Raw genomic sequence first — 19,566 nt, 5'->3', positions numbered from 1 at the left:
CATATTTAGCTTATGCATTTAAATCATGTGCTAGGAAGTCTTTACTGAATTTAATAAAATTATGTATATAAAAAGCACATTCATGAAAAATGAATGTGCTTTTCTTTTTACTCAACAAACTAAAACAGAGGAGATATTTGTCAATTTACGACTGTATCTCCTCTGTTTTATGTACGTCTCATGTTATAACGTAATTATTTTTCTGCTTGTTCTTGTTCAATCTTACGTGTATATGCTTCGTATCGTTCTTTATTAGGTTGTAAAGTCAAACCTAGATATTTCCGTTCTTTGTTTGCATCTTTATATAAAGCAATCATCATTAATATCACTACAAAACTAAACGGTAGTGCTGATATGATAGCAGCAGATTGTAAGGCGTCTAAACCAGTATCTCCGCCAGCTAATAATAAGACATATGCAATACCTGCTAATGCTAATCCCCAAACAACTTTAACAAAAGCAGTAGGGTTTAACGTACCGTGTGCAGTCTGCATACCTAAGACATAGGTCGCTGAGTCTGCCGAAGTAATAAAGAATGATGCAATAAGTGCTAATGCAATCATTGAAAGAATAAATCCAAATGGTAATTCATTAAAGATTCCAAATAATTGTGTCTCAGGTGGTAATTTAAATAATTCACCGTGTTCTTGTCCAACTGTGATACCTGTTGTACCAAAGGCACTAAACCAAATGATACTAACCACTGTTGGAACACCTAACACTGCAACAACAAATTCTCTTATACTACGTCCTTTTGAAATCCTAGCGATGAATATACCAACAAACGGACTCCAGCTCATCCACCAGCCCCAATAATAGATTGTCCATGTTTGTAACCAGTCCGACTTTTGTTCATTTAACGGAGCAACGTCTAAAGTATTAAATAAAATTGAATTCAAATAGTCTCCTGTGCCACTTGTCATCATGTTTAAGATAAGTAGCGTTGGTCCCACGATAAAAACAATTACGAGTAGTAAAGCAGCTAACACCATATTCAAATTACTTAAATATTGAATACCTTTGCTTAAACCACTCCATGCACTATATAAAAACAATACAGTAACTACTGCTATAATTATACCTTGAACCAATGAATTAGCTGGTATACCAAATAAATAATTAAGCCCAGCGTTAATTTGAATGGCCCCTACGCCTAAAGAAACTGCAACACCAATTACTGTTGCAAAGACTGCTAGCACATCTACAACCGTGCCAATAGGACCTTCTACTCTATCGCCTAAAACTGGGCGTAGTGTTCTTGAAATCAAACCATTTTCACCTTTACGGAACTGTGAATATGCTAGTGCCAAAGCAACAACACCGTACATCGCCCATGGATGAACACCATAGTCTAGAAATGAAGATTGAAACGCTTCTGACATGGCTGCTTTTGTTTCAGCATCTGCTGTTGGCGGTGCTAAATAATGCGAAATAGGCTCTGATGCTCCGTAGAATACTAAACCTATACCCATACCTGCACTAAATAACATCGCTAACCATGACACCGTACGAAATTCTGGTTTATCCGAAGGTTTACCTAGCTTTAATTTACCGATTGGGCTAAATGCTAGAAATATGCAAAAGCCTAGTATTACAGTATATAACAACATATAATACCAACCGAATGTATCTGAAACCCAAGTAGACACACTACCTGTAATACTCCCAAATTGTTGAGGGAAAATTGCGCCAACCAAAACAAGTAATCCTATGATGGCAGCTGAATATATAAATACACTTGAAAATTGTTTTTTCTCTTTTGGCAAAATTCTCACCATCCCTTAAATTTTTAGCAAAGACGTGTAATAGAATACCATACTGAGTTAAATTATCAACTTAGTTAGAGTTTTTTTACAACTTGCAAGCGTATTTAAGTAACTTTTTTGAACACTTTAATTCATTGATCAACCTTACTGCTTCAAGGCTTTGTACTATGCTTAGGTCTATAAAATGCATCCATATCCATTTTTTCTAATTTAAGTAACTCAATTTTGGTATCAATGCCACCACCATAACCGGTTAAACTACCATCTTTACCAACAACTCTATGGCATGGAATGATAATTGAAATTGGATTGCTGCCTACTGCGCCACCCACCGCTTGTGACGACATTTGAGCTTTACCTCTTTTTTTCCCTATTATTTGTGCTATTTCACCATACGTTGCTGTTTCGCCGTAGGGTATTTCTAAAAGTGCTGCCCAGACTTGTTCACGAAATTCCGTGCCAGACGCTTTTAAAGGAAAATCAATTTCCGGAATATTTCCCGAGAAATATGCGTCTAACCAACGTTCTACTTTATCAAAGATAGGTTGTTCTGTTTCTACTAACTTATGGTCATATTTTAATTCGAAATCGGTTTGGTTGGGTAGCCACAAGCCAGTGATATGCTCTCCGTCAGATGTTATTGCAACGCGTCCGATAGGTGCTTGATAGTATCTTTTATAATGCATGATGCTCCCCTCTTTCTGTCCTTCTGAATTTGTTTTATCATAAATCTTTCTTGGTTTTATGTAAACCATTAAGGGAATGAGTAAGACAACTCAAGATATGTATGGGAGGCCTTTTCTATGTCTAAATCAAAGCAACAAAATTCTATTAACAAAAGTGCTGATTTAAATTTTAATACACCTCAAAGATCTGAACGTCTTACAATGATTTATAAAGCACTATACCAATTAAACGATGTTGTTCTTGGCATCATATTCTTAATAGGTAGTTTTTTATTTTTCAGTGATACTACTGTCACTATAGCTACAGTATTATTTGTAATCGGCAGTATACAGATGACAGTTAGACCGCTTATTGCATTGTCACATGATTTACATTTGGCACATAAATATAAAAAATTAGAAATGTATGACCAATAGTATACTTTATAATTCAACGTAATAAAGACCACTGCAACGATAACGTTACAATGGTCTTTAATTTTAATATTTAACTATTTATTTTACGTTTCGGTATGATTAATGCACTCGCGAGAACACCACAACCAACAATACAAGCACCAACGATAAAGCCTGCTGTTGCCGCTGTATGTAAGCTTTGTCCACTTTGCATGATCGCTGTGTAAATAGAAATCATAATTGCAATACCAAATGCGCCACCAAGTGTTGAGCCCATTTTAAATATACCGGAAGCGACGCCCACTTTTTCTGGAGGTGTAGTTGAAACTGCAGTACTCAATGCAGGTGTTGCAAAGAGACCTGTACCGCCACCAAAAAAGACTGATGCAATTAACGCTACAACGATATACCCTGAGGTACCAAAGAACGTTAAACTAAATAATAATATACCTATTCCTGTAAATATTGGTCCGATAACCAACGCACGTTTCGCGCCAAATCTTTTAATGCTCTTTTCACCTAATCGTACAACAATAAGTAGTGTAATCAAGTACGGTAAAGTAAGTAAACCTGCTTGGAACGCACTAAATTCCAACCCACCTTGCGCATACATATTAAATAAAGCAATGACACCAACGCCTGTGTTAAGTAAGAAGTTCGCAAGTACTGCGCCTATATAAGGTCTATTTTTAAATAATTCCAAATCGATAAACGGCACTTTTTTGCCACGTTCTACTTTGAAGAACATAAATACACATATGATAAAGACAGCTAATAATATTAATGTTGGCGTACTCAGCCATCCCATTTTATAACCTTGTGTAATGACAAAACTAATACTCGCAATCATAATCACAAATATTGTAAGTCCTACATAATCAAAACGATTTGCTTTGTCTTTAATTAATTTACTTTCTGGTAAATGTTTTAATAGCATCAGCGCAACAAGAGATAATATAATCGACAAAATAAAGATAGATTGCCACGAAATAAATGTTGCCAATGTTGCCATTGCTCCTGCAAAGAAAGATGATAAACCTGTGCCGCCAAACGCACCAATCGACCAAAAACTCAATGCTTTTTGTCTTTCGTCCCCTTCAAAAAAGTCATTGACGATGGAAATCGTCGCTGGCATGATAATTGCTGCTGATAAACCTTGCACAACTCTACCTAGAATCAATAATACGACATTTCCTGAGACGATAAGCATAAGTGAACCAACGATACTTAGTATGAGTGCAATACGTGTCATTTTCACTTTACCAAATTTATCTGAAATGTTACCTGCTACTACCATAAACACACCAGTAACAAATGACGTTAAACTTATAGAAATATTGATAATACAATACCCGTCAACAATTTACCCCCTGAAATTTGTTTCATTTTTTCTACCATAAAAGCATCCCCTATGTTTGTTAATAATATAAAGTTAGAATTTAAAAGACACTTCTCTTCGCAAATTACAAATGAGAATATTACACAATTAAGTGTACGATTATTTCTTTTAAAAATTCTTACACTTTAAATTTTATCATTAATTAAGCATAAAGGTCAGAATTTACATGCTATTATTTCGAATTTTTTGATAAATAATGGCTATAATTTGTCATTTTTTACGTGAGCAAATTAACTAAAATAATTTTTTTACCGCTTTATTAAAGTATTTTTTGAAATAAATTTGCTGGTGTAATCCTTTATTATTTGTAACAAAATGAAATGTCATTTGTTCAGAAATTAAGAGCTCATTTAGAATGTCTACGCCTTGTTCAGTTTGAGCTAAGATATTGGTATTGATCTCTGGATGTTGTTCATCTTCAAGCGTGCCAATATACCAATAAACATGTTCTTCTTCTTTAATAATAGGTTGCTTTTTCATAAATGTTAGAAAGCCTGGATACCATATTGAAGGTGAAATCAGTATATATGTGCCAAATGTATCTGGTTTCTTGAATAACGCATAGAGCACAACTAATCCACCTAGTGACGCCCCAGCAATACTTATATCCAAGCGCTGTTCAGATACATTGAAACATTTTTTTAAATAAGGTAACAATTGATCAGAAATCCATAAGAGATAATCATCCACTGCACTATAAAATGATTCATCTTCGACTTTATCTTGCCAAGCCGCATAAATTTTGTCATTATCATTCTGCACTAATCCTACAAATATGACTTCTCGTTCAATATCCTTAAATAAGTCATCACCATCTTGAACGATAACTAAAGGATATGGACCAGCTTTACGCTTAAAGTATCCTTTAGGTAATTTCACTTTAATATCACAGTGTTGAAAACGAATATTAAAATTTCTTATATTCATAGCAATCAACCCTCTTCCTATTCACCTCCATTAACTCAGGTGATTTTATAGAAAATTATATAACTCGATATCATTTTCTTTCGCATATTCTAAAGCAAGTATTTCTAAGATATTAATTAGTGCAGGGTTACCTTTAACTTTAATATATTGGAATTTCAAATTATGTTCTTCTGCTTTAATATTTTTTAATTCTGATTCATCTAAATTTTGTTGCGCTACATAGGCTTTTCTAAATTTTGCTGTGCCAGCATCTGATTTCACATTGAATTGTGCGAGCTTATCATTTAAATCTTTTTGAGTAAGTTTGTATCCAGTCATAAACCCACCTGCTTGTCCTACATATAATGGTTTTTTATTTTTAAAGATAACAAAAACACCTTTTTGTTCTTGAACTTCACTTCTAGTTTCTTTATCAAATGTAAGTGCCTTTGACTTATCATATTTGAATAATTTTTTTAACGGCTTATTATAATCTTCAAGCAATTCACTTAGTTTTTTATCTGCATTCATTTCAATCATCCTTTTTTATTGTTTTATTATTCTATATATACACTTTAATGCGCCTGCATAAACTACATGAAAAATGGGGAGAAAATTATGCACACAAAAATAAAGGTTGTAGCCCAGTATAATAAGCTACAACCTTTATTTTATGTTTTAATACTTTATTTTAAATAATTGAATACGGTAACGCCTACTGCTTCAGCTGCTACGCGTAATGATTTTTCACTGATATCAAATTTAGGATGATGATGTGGATGAATGTCACCATTGTCAGGTGCAGCACCTGCATAAATAAATGTGCTCGGTATAGCTTTAGCATAATATGCAAAATCTTCAGAAGGTGGTTGTGCTTCACATCTTTCTATACCTTTAATTGCATCTGTATCAGCACTTTCAATAGATTCCACAACAAAATTCGTAAACTCTGGATCATTGTACAATGCAGGATAATCGACATTATATTCTAATTCACATGTCACACCAAACATTGCTTCTAAGCCATCTGTTAAACGTTTAACCTCTTTTTTAATCGTTTGTTTGGTTTCATCAGTCAAGGCACGTACATCGCCCTCTACTTCAATACTATCTTTGATTACATTAAATTGTCCTTTACCGTCAAATGAACCAATTGTTACAACGCCAATTTCAAAAGGATTCAAACGTCTTGAAACTATTGTTTGTAAAGCATTAACAAAATATGCACCAGCTACAATACTATCATTTGCCGTATGTGGTGATGAACCGTGTCCTCCTTGGCCATTCACTTTAAGTTTAAAGAAATCTCTACCCGTTTGTACATTACCTTCACGATAATATACATTACCAGATGGCATATGACTCATCACATGGACACCTAATACATGGTCGACACCATCTAAGACACCATCTTTAATCATCGCTTGTGCACCGCCTGGAGGTACTTCTTCAGCAGGCTGATGAATAACAACAACTTTACCTTTAAATTGATCTTTCAATTCAATAAGTGTTTCAGCAAGAATTAGCATATATGCTGTATGTGCGTCATGACCACAAGCATGCATCACGCCTTCATTTTTTGAAGCAAATTCTAACCCAGTATCCTCTTGAATTGGTAGTGCATCAAAATCAGCACGTATTGCAATTGTCTTACCAGGTTTCCCACTATCGATTGTCACCTTCAAACCATTAGGACCTACATTTGTTTCTACTTCACAATCTTTATCTTTATAAAAATCTTCAATATACTTAGGCGTTTCTTCTTCGTGGAAAGATAACTCAGGATATTGATGAAGATAGCGACGTATCTCAATCATTCGATTTTCTTTCTCTTTCAATATATCTATTAATTGTTTCACCATAACAGTTCCTCCTATATTAAATATATTCAACTTATTTACATTATATACTTTTTGAGTGTAATTTATGTGTTAGAGCATTTGTTGAATAACGTAAATGTTATGCCTTTTTAAATGATGGGACAGTAATCAATATGATAATTAACGATAATAATGCCATCAACACATTGAGTAATAATCCTATTAATGCGCCAGTTTGGACATTAGTAGTACTTGCCACGATACCATAAAGTGCGCCTGATAACGCGATACCAAATGCACCACCGAGTGATGAAGCCATTTTATAAATACCAGAAGCCACACCTACTTTATCTTCAGGTGAATTTGAAATAGCCATATCAGTTGAAGGTGTAGCATAGAAGCCGAGTCCCAAACCATAAAGTAAATATCCAATGATACAAACAACTACATAAATTGTGCTTGGTAAAAATGTAAGCGAGATTAAAATTATACCAAGCATATTAAAAAATGTGCCGAGCATCATCGGCTTTTTAGCGCCTACTTTTTGTAGAATCTTTTCTCCTACTCTAATCATTAACAATACTGTTACCAAATAAGTAATAGATAATAAACCAGTGTGGAATGCATTAAAGCCTAAACCTTGCTGCACAAATGTGTTAGCTACTAACAGTGCACCTGCTACACCATTTAATAAAAAATTAGAAAGTGTGGCACCTGTATATGCTTTATTATTAAAAAGTTTGAAATCGATTAATGGATTTTGTTTTTTATTTTCCATTTTAATAAAACTTATTGTCGAAACTATAAATATTATTATTAAACCTATAATGATTGGTGAAAAAATACCCAATGATGCACTTTGTGTGATCACCACATTAATACTTAACATCATAACAACAAATAATAGTAATCCTGTGTAATCAAATCCTACCTTAGTTTTGCTAACTGATTTTGTTTCAGGTGTGCCTTTTATTAATAACATCGAAACTAAGGCGATGATGATAGACAAGATAAATATCCATCTCCATCCTACAAATGTCGATACCATTCCGCCAAATAAAGATGCTAAACCTGAGCCTCCCCATGAACCGATAGACCAATAACTTAAAGCACGTTGTCTATCTTTCCCATCAAAATAAGCTTTCATTATGGCTAATGTTGACGGCATAATTGCTGCAGCAGACAACCCTTGAATCACTCTACCTACAATAAGTAAGATAGATAAGTTACTCACGATAATCAATAATGAACCAATAATACTAAGCCACAAACCAATATACGTTATTTTTACGCGTCCAACTTTATCAGCGAGACTACCTGCACCTACCACAAACATTCCTGAGAAAAGCGCAGTAATACTCACCGCAATACTCACTGTTCCTATATTACTGTTAAAAGATTGCTGCAAAGTCGGTACTACATTTAATAGTGATTGTGCAAACAACCAAAAGGTGACGACCCCTAATACAATTCCTAATATTAATTTATTATCTCCTTTATATGTCTGTACATTTCCTTTTTGAGTCATTTTTTATCCTCCTAAATTAAATTTTCAAATGACAAACAGGAAAGATAAGCCTAATTGTAAAATGTTTTTCTCTTAACATCCTCAATCAATAACGCTCGCTATCCTTTATAAAAAATATTGTAGCGCGTAATTTTAGATCTCAATATAGCGTATTTGTTGTTTTTATATCTTATTTATAACGCATTCAATTTATATTACTTCTATGACAAAAATGTGCATATTGATTTTTGTCATCAACAATTATTCTCACGTTTTAATATAGGATTACTGGTACTTACTCGAAATAAAAACTAGAGAATAGGACAGACACTCTACTTTTTCAAATGAGCTTCCGTTGTCCAACCTCTAGTTGCTTTTTAGTTATATTTTTTATCAAAATATCTTCTGAATTCAATAATTTGAATTGCATTTGTAAGTAATTTTAAGTGATATGTTATTGTATCGATTATATCTACTTCACTTACATCCAGTTTGGGAAAAGATACTCGATTAACATAATTAATCGTTTCTTCATCCATGCCATGTTGCGTATTATATTGTTGCCATATTTTATATAACGCACCATGGTTTTTATCTAATGTTAGATGCTTAATTTTGTATGTCCCAGGTAATAAATCAAAAATATTTATTTGATACTCTTTATGATTTAAGTCATTAGAGGAATCATTCAAAGTAAAATAAGGGTTATAATGTTCTGCATCCCAGAGCACAATTTGAAAATGTTCGGTATTACCTAAAGCAATACAATTTCCATTTCTATACAAGATGTTTTTTAATAATTTTTTGAAAAACATACTTGTAAAAAAAGCAGGTCTTTTACCATCAAATTGATGGTATAAATCAATACCATTTAATTCTTTTTTTATATCTTTCTGACTATATTTCTGATGTATCTCAAAATTCAACCAGTATCCAATCATATTAATATGGCCATTCATTTCTATAAGTTGTTCAAAAATAATGCCTGCTCTAAAATATTCTCCATTTGTCAGATTTGTATCGCCTGTCAATGTATTCCAATTCAATAATGTAAAGGAAATTTTTCGATTTTTTACATCTAACCATTCCATAATTTTCTTTAATTTGAGCGTGATGTGTTTCTTAGCTAAATTAAATTGGTCACTCTCGATAGATTGAAAATTAATTATGTCATTTTGATTTGCACAGAATGCAATACTATCAATATGTTGCTTATGATCCTCTAAAATGCGTTTAGCTATGTGTACTTCTGCTTGATTTTCAATATTAAAGTTCAGTACAATTGTGTTATCTGTATAAATCAAATCTTCCTTACAATGCTCAAGTCTTATGTGAATCAGATATTGATTGAATCCCATTCCCATTTGCTGTGTGAAAATTTTTGATAAATACGTAGTGCTAAGTGCTACCTTTTTGGCTACTTTAGTTAACGAGATATCATTGGTGTAATTACTTTGAATATAGTTACATACAAATTCTACTCGATAGTCATTTAACATTGTTTTATATGATTCGTTCATTTTTGTCGGTAAGAATCGTACAATTATAAACATTAAATTTATTAACTGCTGTTCTATATACAAACGATAATACTTCCCCTTTCTAATATTCACAACGCCTATCATTGCAATAGCATTTACGATTTGTTTATAAATAACTTCTTGCAAACACCCTTTTTCTAAAATTAAAATTTTATTATTATAATCATCTATATATTGCTTTAAGTAACTTTCAGTTAAATGAATAGAAATATAGAGTGTATCTTTATTTTCTATGAAACGAAATTGCTCACGATGATTAACAATAAAAATATCACCTTTCTGGTATTCATATTTTTCATTATATTTCCATACTATCAATCTACTTCTCAGCACTAACACAAGACGTAATCCATCATTTATGCTGACTGTTACCTTGTTTGGTTCATTAAATTCTACTTGATAAAAAGTTTTCATGATTCACCTCTTTATAATTCAATATTTTAATAAAAATTATAAATTTGGCTATAATCTATACTATTTTGTTGATTTTTGGACAAAAAAACTGCCAACAAAATCTGAAATTTTGTTGGCAGTAATTGATTCTCAATATAATTAAGAATCCTAATATATTTAGACTTATTTTTTATTAATCGTTTTCTCGATTAATTCATTCAGTTTTTTAATATTTTTACTTTGTTGCGCTAACAGTGACATAACATCTTCATCTTTGTTTTCTGTACTTGATGTTGTATTACGTTCTGTACTGTTATCTACATTATTAGCGTCATTATTATCACTGTAATAATGCGGTTGTTTTTTACCTGCTTGATAGTCTGCTAATGCTTGATATAAGAAATCTGTTTGCGCTGTTTGTTGCGCAATCTCGTCATATAGCATTTTAGTTTTTCTATCAACTGAAATTGCATTACTATTTTTAGCTGTTGTCGTTGATTGTTGGTGAATATTGAATGTACGATCATAACTTTCTTTTGAAGTACTCACTTTCTGAGCAGGCATCATACTTTGTAATTCATGTCCTTCAATATCCACACTTGGTAAAATTCTATTTAACCATGCTGGCATATACCATGATGCTTTACCAAACAACTGTGTCAGTGCAGGTATCAATAGTAAACGAACGACAAATGCATCGAATAATACACCGAAACCAAGTGCTATACCCATTGATTTTATCATCACATCATCTTGGAAGACAAAAGCGATGAACACACTGAACATAATTAATGCTGCAGCAACCACAACCGGGCCACTTTCTTTAATACCCACTTTAATAGAATGTTCGTTGTTACGTGTCTTACTGTATTCTTCATGGATACGTGACATTAAGAACACTTCATAATCCATTGCGAGACCAAATAATAAACCGATTGTTATTACTGGTAAGAATGCGAGTAATGGGCCTGTCGTATCAACACCAAACAGACCAGACATGAATCCTTCTTGCATGATTAATGTCGTAAAGCCAAGTGTTGCTACTAATGATAATACGAACCCTAGTACTGCCTTCAATGGAATAATAATTGAACGGAATACTACCATTAATAGAATAAATGCTAAAGCTACGATAACACTCGCAAATAATGGAATTGCTTCATTTAATTTTTGAGACATATCAATGTTGATTACACTTTGACCAGACACTTCTGTTTTGAAATCATATTTATCTTGTGCATCGTCATTATAATCTCTTAAATCATGGACTAAATCATTTGTAGATTGTGCGTTAGGTCCTTTTTCAGGAATTACAGCAACTAAGGCATAATCTTTACTATCACTTAGTTGAGGAGGCGTCGCCATATCCACGTTATCCATACCATTAATATCTTTTGTCAGATCTTGTAAATCTTTTTGTAATGCTTGAGGATCATCTTTCTTATCTTTAACATTCACAAGCATAGCAATTTGGCCATTATAACCTTCGCCAAATTTGTCTGAAATAATATCATATGCTTTTTTCTGTGTCGTATCTTCCGATTTCATACCATCATCTGGAATACCTAAACGCATATCACTAATTGGGATTGCTGCTACTACTAAAATAATAAGTCCAATTAAGACTGCTGCTAAAGGTTTGCCTACAACAAATTTTGACCAAGCTGTATCAACATCGCCTTCAAATTCTGATTTACTTTGTTTAGGCTTAATGCTCTTATGGAAAATGCTGATGATTGCAGGTAATAATGTTAAAGCACTAATTACCGCTACTAATACACTAATAGCTGACGCATAACCCATGACTGCTAAGAAGTCTATGCCAACGAGGGCTAGCCCACAAACTGCAATAATTACAGTTACACCAGCAAAGATAACAGCACTACCAGCTGTACCTACAGCTAAACCGATAGCTTTAATATGATCTGGTTCTGTCTTCACTATTTGACGATATCTAAATAGTATAAACAGTGCGTAATCTATACCTACTGCAAGTCCAATCATAACGGCTAACGTCAATGTAACGTTTGGAATATCGAACGCGTAAGTAAGTAATGAAATAATCCCTACGCCTGTACCCAAGCCAAGTAATGCACTGATAATTGGCATACCTGCCGCAATAAATGAGCCAAACGTAATTAATAATACAACGAATGCTACGATAATACCTATTATTTCTGAAGCACCGCCAATTTCAGTAGACTCCATTCCTGAACCCATTAATTCAGCTTGTACATTATGTTTATCTTCTAATTTTTCAACTTCATCTTTTACATTATCTTTAGAATCTGCTTTTAAAGCTGTAGCAGACACATAATAATTGACATCCGCAAAAGCAGTTGTCTTATCTTTACTTATTTGTTTATTATCATAAGGATCTGAAACATTCTTGATATCATCATCATTGTCTTTAATGTCATTCAATGTGTCTTTGATATCTTTAGTCATATCTTCCTTAACTATGCCATCTTCAGAATCGCTCTTAAATACAATTCTTATTTGTGCTTTTTCACTATCCTGGTTAAATTCATCTTCTATTTTTTCATTTGTATCGAGTGATTCTAAACCGTTCATAGTGATGTCATTATCAAATTTAGGTGAACTTATTGTAAGTGGTATAATAATTGCTGCGAGTAAAACGACCCATGCAACAACACTCCACCATTTATGTTTTGCAATAAACGAACCTAATTTATACAAAAACTTTGCCAAACTATTGCCTCCTAATTTAATCAACGTTATAGTTTATACATATAGTGTAGATTATTTATATTAACATTTTACAAGCTAAGTCGTATTATAAAAAGAACTAATTATGCCAATATGTCTATTTAAACTACAAAAAGGGAGAAGTGTAGAATGAATGAAAAAGATCTACGTGTTATTAAAACAAAACGCGCGCTGTCTAAAAGTTTTTATGATCTCTTGGAAAAACATCCTTTTTCAACAATTACCGTAAACCAAATTTGCAACGAAGCTTTGGTACATCGAACAACTTTTTATAAACATTTTTACGATAAATATGATTTACTTATTTATTTAATTACCTATTTAATGAAAGATTATTTTTCAATTGATTTTAAAGAACGCATTAACAATCCATTTACTATTATGGAAAAAACAATAACAGATATCGATGAACTTAACAAAGTTAAAGAAAAGCAAATAGAAGACAAAGATTTTGAACGAACGATTACAAATTATTTCATCCGTGTATTACAAAATGACATTAAAGACAATATGTCACGTATTTCTGTAGATCCGAGTGTTCCAATCGAACTGATTTTTTATGTATATGGCGCAAGTTTATTTGGCTTTATGGAGTGGATGCGCGACCACAATATTAAACGCCCGGCACACGAAATAGATGAAATCTTTCATAAAATGATTAATATCAAAGTAAAGACGTAAAACAATAAATTCACGCCAAAAAACCTCTCACTGCAAAGCAATGAGAGGCTTTTAAATTATTTTATAATTTTAATTAGAACATTTCTGAAGCGACTTTTTGTTCTAAGAAGTTTAATAGATAGTCTGGGCTACCTGTCTTAGCGTCAGTACCTGACATTTTGAAACCACCGAACGGGTGATAGCCAACAACTGCTGCAGTACATCCACGGTTAAGGTATAAGTTACCTACATCGTATTCTTCAACTGCATGAATCCAGTTTTCACGATTATTAGTAATTACAGCACCTGTTAAACCATAATCTGTATCGTTAGCAATGTCTAATAGTTCTTCAAAGTCGTTGCCTTTAACAAAGCCAACCACCGGACCAAAGATTTCTTCTTGCATGATTTGGTCTCTTGATTTTAAGTCTGAGATGATTGTAGGTTCAATAAAGTATCCAGTAGTACCATCCGTACCACCACCGAACTCTAATTTACCTTCTTTGCTACCAATTTCAATATAATTTTTAATTTTATCAAATTGTTTTTTATTAATAACTGGTCCCATGTTCGTGTTATTCTCAGTATTGCCCAATGTTAAATTCTTAGTTAATTCAACTGTTTTTTTCAATACTTCATCATATACATCTTTGTGTACGATTGCACGAGAACACGCTGAACATTTCTGTCCTGAGAAACCAAATGCAGAACTTACAATAGATTCTGCTGCTAAATCAGTGTCGATATCTTTATCAACTACGATTGCATCTTTACCACCCATTTCAGCAATAACACGTTTTAAGAACTTTTGTCCTTTTTGTACTTTTGCAGCTCTTTCAAAAATTCGAGTACCTGTAGCAAGTGAACCTGTGAAAGTTACAAAATGCGTGTGTACGCTATCTACAAGATAGTCACCGATTTCTTTTGGATCCCCTGGTACAAAGTTAACAACACCTTTTGGTAATCCAGCTTCTTCTAAAATTTCAATTAATTTATATGCAGTTAATGGTGTATCTTCTGCTGGTTTTAAAAGTACTGTGTTCCCTGCAACTACTGGCGCTAATGTCGTACCAGCCATGATTGCAAACGGGAAGTTCCATGGTGGAATTGTAACACCAGTACCAATTGGTTTATAGAAGTATTTATTATGTTCTCCTTCTCTATCCAATGTTGGTTTACCGTCTGCTAATTCCATCATTGATCTCGCATAGTATTCAATGAAATCAATACCTTCTGCTGCGTCACCTACAGCTTCATCCCATGGTTTACCTGCTTCGTAAACCATCACCGCTGAGATTTCTTCTTTACGACGTCTAATAATTGCCGATACTCTAAGTAAAAATTCAGCACGATCTTTGTGTGACCATTTCTTCCATGATTTATAAGCTTCGTTTGCAGACTCAAATGCTTTATCTACATCTGCTTGAGTTGCTTTTGAAACTTCTGCAATAACTTCAGTAGTATTGGCAGGGTTGATAGATTGATACGTATCTTTTGTGAATATTTCTTCCCCATTAATTACTAAAGGAATTTTTTGATTTAATTCACCTTTAACTTTCTTTAAAGCCTCTTTAAATGATTCTACATTTTTACTGTCTGTAAAATCGATACCTGGTTCATTCTGATAATTAACTACCATTTTTCTACCCCCATGTCAGTTTGTAAATAGAAAACACGAATGGAATTATTCCACTCTTGATTTTATTGTATATGTATCACACCACAAATGCAATCGCTTACAATCACTTTTTTTAATTAAATCGTATCTCACCTATTCCGCATTATTCCCTAAAATTTGCTATTATATTCATTGATATTTATTGTTAATATCATATAAATAGTAAATGCTAATTTAATAAAATTTATCTTAATATTTACACTGAATTCTCATTACGTATGTTATTATTTAAACTTGAATATAATCATAACAATATTTATTTTCAAAAAAAGAACAATCGAGAGGTTAAGCTATTTATGAAAACATATACGTCTGTTATTTTTTGGATGCGTACTATAGCTTGTTTAAGTATTGTTCTCATTCATGCGATTACAACTACATTTTCCAAAATGGATTTTGTGGGCCATGGCACTGCTATTAGAATTTTTCAATTATTGCTAATGTTTAGTACGCCATTATTTGTATTCATTTCAGAATTTTTATTAGCGAAAAATTATCACGTTAAAACAAAACCTGGTTTCTTTAAAAACAAATTGATTTATTTAGGTATCCCATATATTGTGGTTAATCTAGCTATCTCATATTTCTATTTTGAACCTGAGACATTAGATGATTACTTTGGGCATGTTTCAAACACGATGTTCCATGGTGGCGCTGTGACATACTTTATTGTAATTATTTTCCAATTCTATATATTACACATTCTCTTTGCTAAATACATAATTAAATGGAAACCTATTCCTGTAATTATTGGTGCAACAATATTCGCCACATTGTATTGGGCATTTAGAGAATTTGTACCCCCATCAGAAAATCCAATTTTAGGATTGTTTTGGGGAAGAGAAGGTTGGATGCTCTTTTTAGGTTGGATTAGTTATTTCTTACTTGGTTTTTATACAGGCATATACTATGAGTCCCTCATGAAGAATATTAAAAAATATACTTGGCTTATTATTTTTGGCGCAATCTTGTCAGCAGGTATATTAATTAGTAACTATTTATTTGGTGTTAGTACTTGGGTAGAATCTAAACGCTTTGATATACCATTTTATGTCACAATGGTGATCTTGCTGTTTTTCTTATTCTCATCCTATGTCAAATATGTTCCAAAATTCGTATTATTCATAAGTAACTACTCATTCTGTATATATTTAGTTCATTACTTCTTTGTGCATGATTTAGGCTTATTGAGAGCGGATAGTTCATTAAGAAACATTGCTTTCACTTTCATTCTCACAGTCACAATATCAGTTTGTCTAGCATATGTATTCAACTTATTCAAACTCGGAAAATTTATGGTAGGTGGTATTGGACACATCAATTACGACAAAGTGTATGAAAGTTATAAACACGGCAAGATGGATTAGTAAATTAACAAATTATATATCAAATACAATAATTAAAAGAGGACTAGCTGTTTTTTACAATCAGCTAGTCCTCTTTCTTTATCTTATTATTTCATAGTATCACCATTTATCATTTTACGTTCATCATGAAATACTTCGATTTTATTTATCTTTACGATCTTGGCGACGTTGATACGTGTGTTCATCAGAAGTCGATACCGCTTCGTCTTTGTCATCACTTAGTTTCTCTTGCTTTGTAAAGTCTCTATCATCAGTTTGATGTTCTGGTGCTTCATCTTTTAATTCAGTATTTCGCTCTTGATAATGATTGTCTGTATTGCTTCTATTATTTGAATTCGTAACACCTTCATAGCTCGGTTTATGCGCTTTTCTTACTAATAGTAAAATACCAGCTACTAACCACAATAATGCAGTAATCCAATTAAATGTAAATACTGTAACAATTGCAATTAATATCAGTACAACACCCGATACTTTAGGAATTTTATTAATTAATAACGCAAATATAATTGCGATAATTGTACATACGATAACTGCTCCTAAAGCTACAATAAACAAGCTACTCGCCATATCTAATAATTGAGATGGTGTCATTTGATTTGATACCTGATTAAATTCTTGACTATTGTTCATTGATTGTATGAGTGAATCTTTTACGCTCGCATCATTTAAAAATGGCGTAACGATAGCCATTAAAAATATTAAGATAAACTGTAGGATAATGCCTACCCAGGTTAATATTTTTTCCACAGTTCTTTTCATAATTTTCCTCCTCAGGAATTTACTTCTAGCTTTGTTAATGCTATACCCCTCACAAATAACGTTATGCAATAATATGATTGCTCAATCTATTCTATTGTATTTAAATACTTAAAACAAACGAATTTAGTCCAATGAGTAACAAAATAATAATAAGGGTATGTAATTATAATCTAAATAAACAAAGGAATGATTAAATAGCGTTATGAATAATAAGCATAAGAGAAAAACAAAAAATCGTAATTTGGTCTACATTATTTCAGTAGCTATCATTTTACTCATCACTTTAGTTGCTGGTATTTTCCCAAAGGGGTTTGGAACATACGCACAACAAGTTTATGACTACATATCAAATTCTTTCGGATGGTTATTCTTAGTTATTATTTTTATTTTAGATATCTTTTTAATCGCGTTAGCTGTATCTCGTTATGGACGCTTTAAATTAGGTAGAGATGATGAAGAGCCTGAGTTTTCTATGCATTCTTGGATTGGAATGCTATTTTCAGCAGGCTTAGGTGTAGGGATTGTCTTTTGGGGTGTGGCTGAACCATTAAGTCATTATTTACATTCTCCCTTCCCAGGCACAGTCGCAGATGAGTCGGCAGAATCTGCAAGAGTCGCAATGGGCTATACATTTTTCCATTGGGGTATTTCACAATGGTCTATATTTGCAATTGCCGGTCTTACTGTCGCTTATTTCCAATTCAGAAAAAATCGTGACGGGCTAATTTCAACAGCGATGGAGCCTGTATTTGGCGAAGCATATAAGCGCCCTTACAGAAACATCATCGATATTTTAGCTATTATTGCGACAGTGATGGGTATCGCAACTTCAATTGGATTAGGTATTATGCAAATTAGCGGTGGGTTAGAACATGTCTTTAATATACCTAATAATAATATTACTAAAATCACAATTACTGTATTAATGGTAGCTATTTTCTTAACTTCTGCAGCAACTGGTTTAAATAGAGGTGTCAAATGGCTAAGTAATATTAATATAGGATTAGGTGCCTTGCTTCTTATCTTTATGTTCATTTTTGGTGATTTAAAATTCATTTTCGAATCTTACACTTTAGCAATTGGTGATTATTTACGCCATTTTATTGAATATAGTTTACGTATTAGTCCATATACCGGAGACAATGGCTGGATTCAACAATGGACAGTCTTTTATTGGGCATGGGTGATTTCATGGTCTCCATTTATAGGTGGTTTCGTTGCGCGGGTTTCACGTGGACGTACGATAAGAGAATTCATCGTTGGTGTACTCATTATTCCACCGCTAATTTCATTTACTTGGATTGCTGGTTTTGGGGGTACAGCAGTTAAAATTGCACTCAAAGAGAATGATAATATTGCTAACGTTGTTGATCAAGACTACACCGTAGCGTTATTTGAATTGTTATCTAAATTCCCTCTTGCTGACATTACGAGTGCTTTAGCAATTGCACTGATATTTATATTTATTGTCACAAGTGCTGATTCAACAACACATATTGTCTCAGGCATGGCAACAGGTGGCATAGCAAATCCTAAGACGAAGCACAAAATCATTTGGGGTATTTTAATCGGTGCAATTTCAGTATCTATGACAATTGCTGGTGGCTTAACAAGTTTACAAACCGCTTCTGTTGTCACAGGGCTTCCGTTCTCTATTATCTTGCTATTAATGATTGTGTCATTAATGCGTGCATTGCGTAGAGAACCAACGAAACATTTTAAAATGACACATATAGATGATGATAAAGATTATTCAATTCCACTTGAGCAACGTGAAGATGATGATACTAATGATTCAAAAGACGATTCAGCAAATGATAAGCAAAGCACAACTCATGATGAAAAAGAAGCTGAATTAAACAAACAATATAGAAATAATAAAAAAGACGAAAATAATAACGACAAATAAAATGATTCACCCCTCCTATTCTCTAGCTAATGGAGGGGCATTTTTA

The 19,566-nt window shown here is 32.9% G+C and carries 15 protein-coding genes; 4 read left to right on the top strand and 11 right to left on the bottom strand.

Annotation, left to right across the window (positions count from 1 at the left end; translation table 11 throughout):
- Positions 1–194 precede the first annotated feature (194 nt).
- Together NSR03_RS00145 and NSR03_RS00140 are read right to left on the bottom strand one after the other, a co-directional pair.
- Positions 195–1,778: a BCCT family transporter gene (locus tag NSR03_RS00145; protein WP_172457952.1), complete on the bottom strand. Its 1,584-nt coding sequence runs from the start codon at positions 1,776–1,778 to the stop codon at positions 195–197.
- 140 nt (positions 1,779–1,918) lie between these two features.
- Positions 1,919–2,452: a methylated-DNA--[protein]-cysteine S-methyltransferase gene (locus tag NSR03_RS00140; protein ID WP_021339728.1), complete on the bottom strand. Its 534-nt coding sequence runs from the start codon at positions 2,450–2,452 to the stop codon at positions 1,919–1,921.
- A 117-nt stretch (positions 2,453–2,569) separates the two neighbouring features.
- On the opposite strand from NSR03_RS00140, the gene NSR03_RS00135 reads away from it, so the two are divergent.
- The gene (locus tag NSR03_RS00135) at positions 2,570–2,869 is read left to right on the top strand and encodes a YrhK family protein (RefSeq protein ID WP_069813433.1); all 300 of its coding nucleotides are present in this window, start codon (positions 2,570–2,572) and stop codon (positions 2,867–2,869) included.
- A gap of 70 nt (positions 2,870–2,939) precedes the next feature.
- On the opposite strand, the gene NSR03_RS00130 is transcribed toward NSR03_RS00135, so the two are convergent.
- The 7 genes from NSR03_RS00130 to NSR03_RS00100 form a co-directional block, all read right to left on the bottom strand.
- Positions 2,940–4,145 (bottom strand): MFS transporter, encoded by a 1,206-nt coding sequence (locus NSR03_RS00130; RefSeq protein ID WP_141713897.1) that lies wholly within the window; start codon positions 4,143–4,145, stop codon positions 2,940–2,942.
- Positions 4,146–4,481: 336 nt separating this feature from the next.
- Positions 4,482–5,174 carry an alpha/beta hydrolase gene (locus tag NSR03_RS00125; protein WP_069813582.1) on the bottom strand — a complete coding sequence of 231 codons (693 nt, stop codon included), beginning with the start codon at positions 5,172–5,174 and terminating at the stop codon, positions 4,482–4,484.
- A gap of 45 nt (positions 5,175–5,219) precedes the next feature.
- Positions 5,220–5,684, bottom strand: coding sequence for a hypothetical protein (locus NSR03_RS00120; protein ID WP_021339732.1), 465 nt, complete (start codon positions 5,682–5,684; stop codon positions 5,220–5,222).
- A 155-nt stretch (positions 5,685–5,839) separates the two neighbouring features.
- Entirely contained in the window at positions 5,840–7,015 is a 1,176-nt protein-coding gene (locus NSR03_RS00115) for a M20 family metallopeptidase (RefSeq protein ID WP_069813584.1), read from the bottom strand.
- A 97-nt stretch (positions 7,016–7,112) separates the two neighbouring features.
- Complete coding sequence (locus NSR03_RS00110; RefSeq protein WP_069813588.1) at positions 7,113–8,501, bottom strand: MFS transporter; 1,389 nt, start codon at positions 8,499–8,501, stop codon at positions 7,113–7,115.
- A gap of 356 nt (positions 8,502–8,857) precedes the next feature.
- Complete coding sequence (locus tag NSR03_RS00105) at positions 8,858–10,435, bottom strand: AraC family transcriptional regulator (protein ID WP_069813590.1); 1,578 nt, start codon at positions 10,433–10,435, stop codon at positions 8,858–8,860.
- A gap of 162 nt (positions 10,436–10,597) precedes the next feature.
- Complete coding sequence (locus NSR03_RS00100) at positions 10,598–13,126, bottom strand: MMPL family transporter (protein WP_069813592.1); 2,529 nt, start codon at positions 13,124–13,126, stop codon at positions 10,598–10,600.
- Positions 13,127–13,273: 147 nt separating this feature from the next.
- On the opposite strand from NSR03_RS00100, the gene NSR03_RS00095 reads away from it, so the two are divergent.
- Complete coding sequence (locus tag NSR03_RS00095) at positions 13,274–13,825, top strand: TetR/AcrR family transcriptional regulator (protein ID WP_002506635.1); 552 nt, start codon at positions 13,274–13,276, stop codon at positions 13,823–13,825.
- A gap of 73 nt (positions 13,826–13,898) precedes the next feature.
- Here the strand turns inward: NSR03_RS00095 and pruA are convergent, their stop codons facing one another.
- On the bottom strand, positions 13,899–15,443 hold the full coding sequence (pruA, locus tag NSR03_RS00090) for an L-glutamate gamma-semialdehyde dehydrogenase (RefSeq protein WP_064783413.1): 1,545 nt from the start codon (positions 15,441–15,443) through the stop codon (positions 13,899–13,901).
- Between the two features lie 335 nt (positions 15,444–15,778).
- Here pruA and NSR03_RS00085 point away from each other — a divergent pair, with 335 nt between their 5' ends.
- Positions 15,779–16,849 carry an acyltransferase family protein gene (locus tag NSR03_RS00085; protein ID WP_021339738.1) on the top strand — a complete coding sequence of 357 codons (1,071 nt, stop codon included), beginning with the start codon at positions 15,779–15,781 and terminating at the stop codon, positions 16,847–16,849.
- Between the two features lie 141 nt (positions 16,850–16,990).
- On the opposite strand, the gene NSR03_RS00080 is transcribed toward NSR03_RS00085, so the two are convergent.
- Positions 16,991–17,611 carry a DUF4064 domain-containing protein gene (locus NSR03_RS00080; RefSeq protein ID WP_021339739.1) on the bottom strand — a complete coding sequence of 207 codons (621 nt, stop codon included), beginning with the start codon at positions 17,609–17,611 and terminating at the stop codon, positions 16,991–16,993.
- 202 nt (positions 17,612–17,813) lie between these two features.
- Between NSR03_RS00080 and NSR03_RS00075 the strand changes: the two genes are divergently transcribed.
- Entirely contained in the window at positions 17,814–19,520 is a 1,707-nt protein-coding gene (locus NSR03_RS00075) for a BCCT family transporter (RefSeq protein ID WP_021339740.1), read from the top strand.
- The last annotated feature ends 46 nt before the right edge of the window (positions 19,521–19,566 follow it).

Source organism: Staphylococcus sp. FSL W8-1207 (genome assembly GCF_038003745.1).
GTDB lineage: Bacteria > Bacillota > Bacilli > Staphylococcales > Staphylococcaceae > Staphylococcus > Staphylococcus equorum.
Note: the sequence above shows the minus strand (reverse complement) of the source record. Positions and strands in the feature narration are given on the sequence as shown.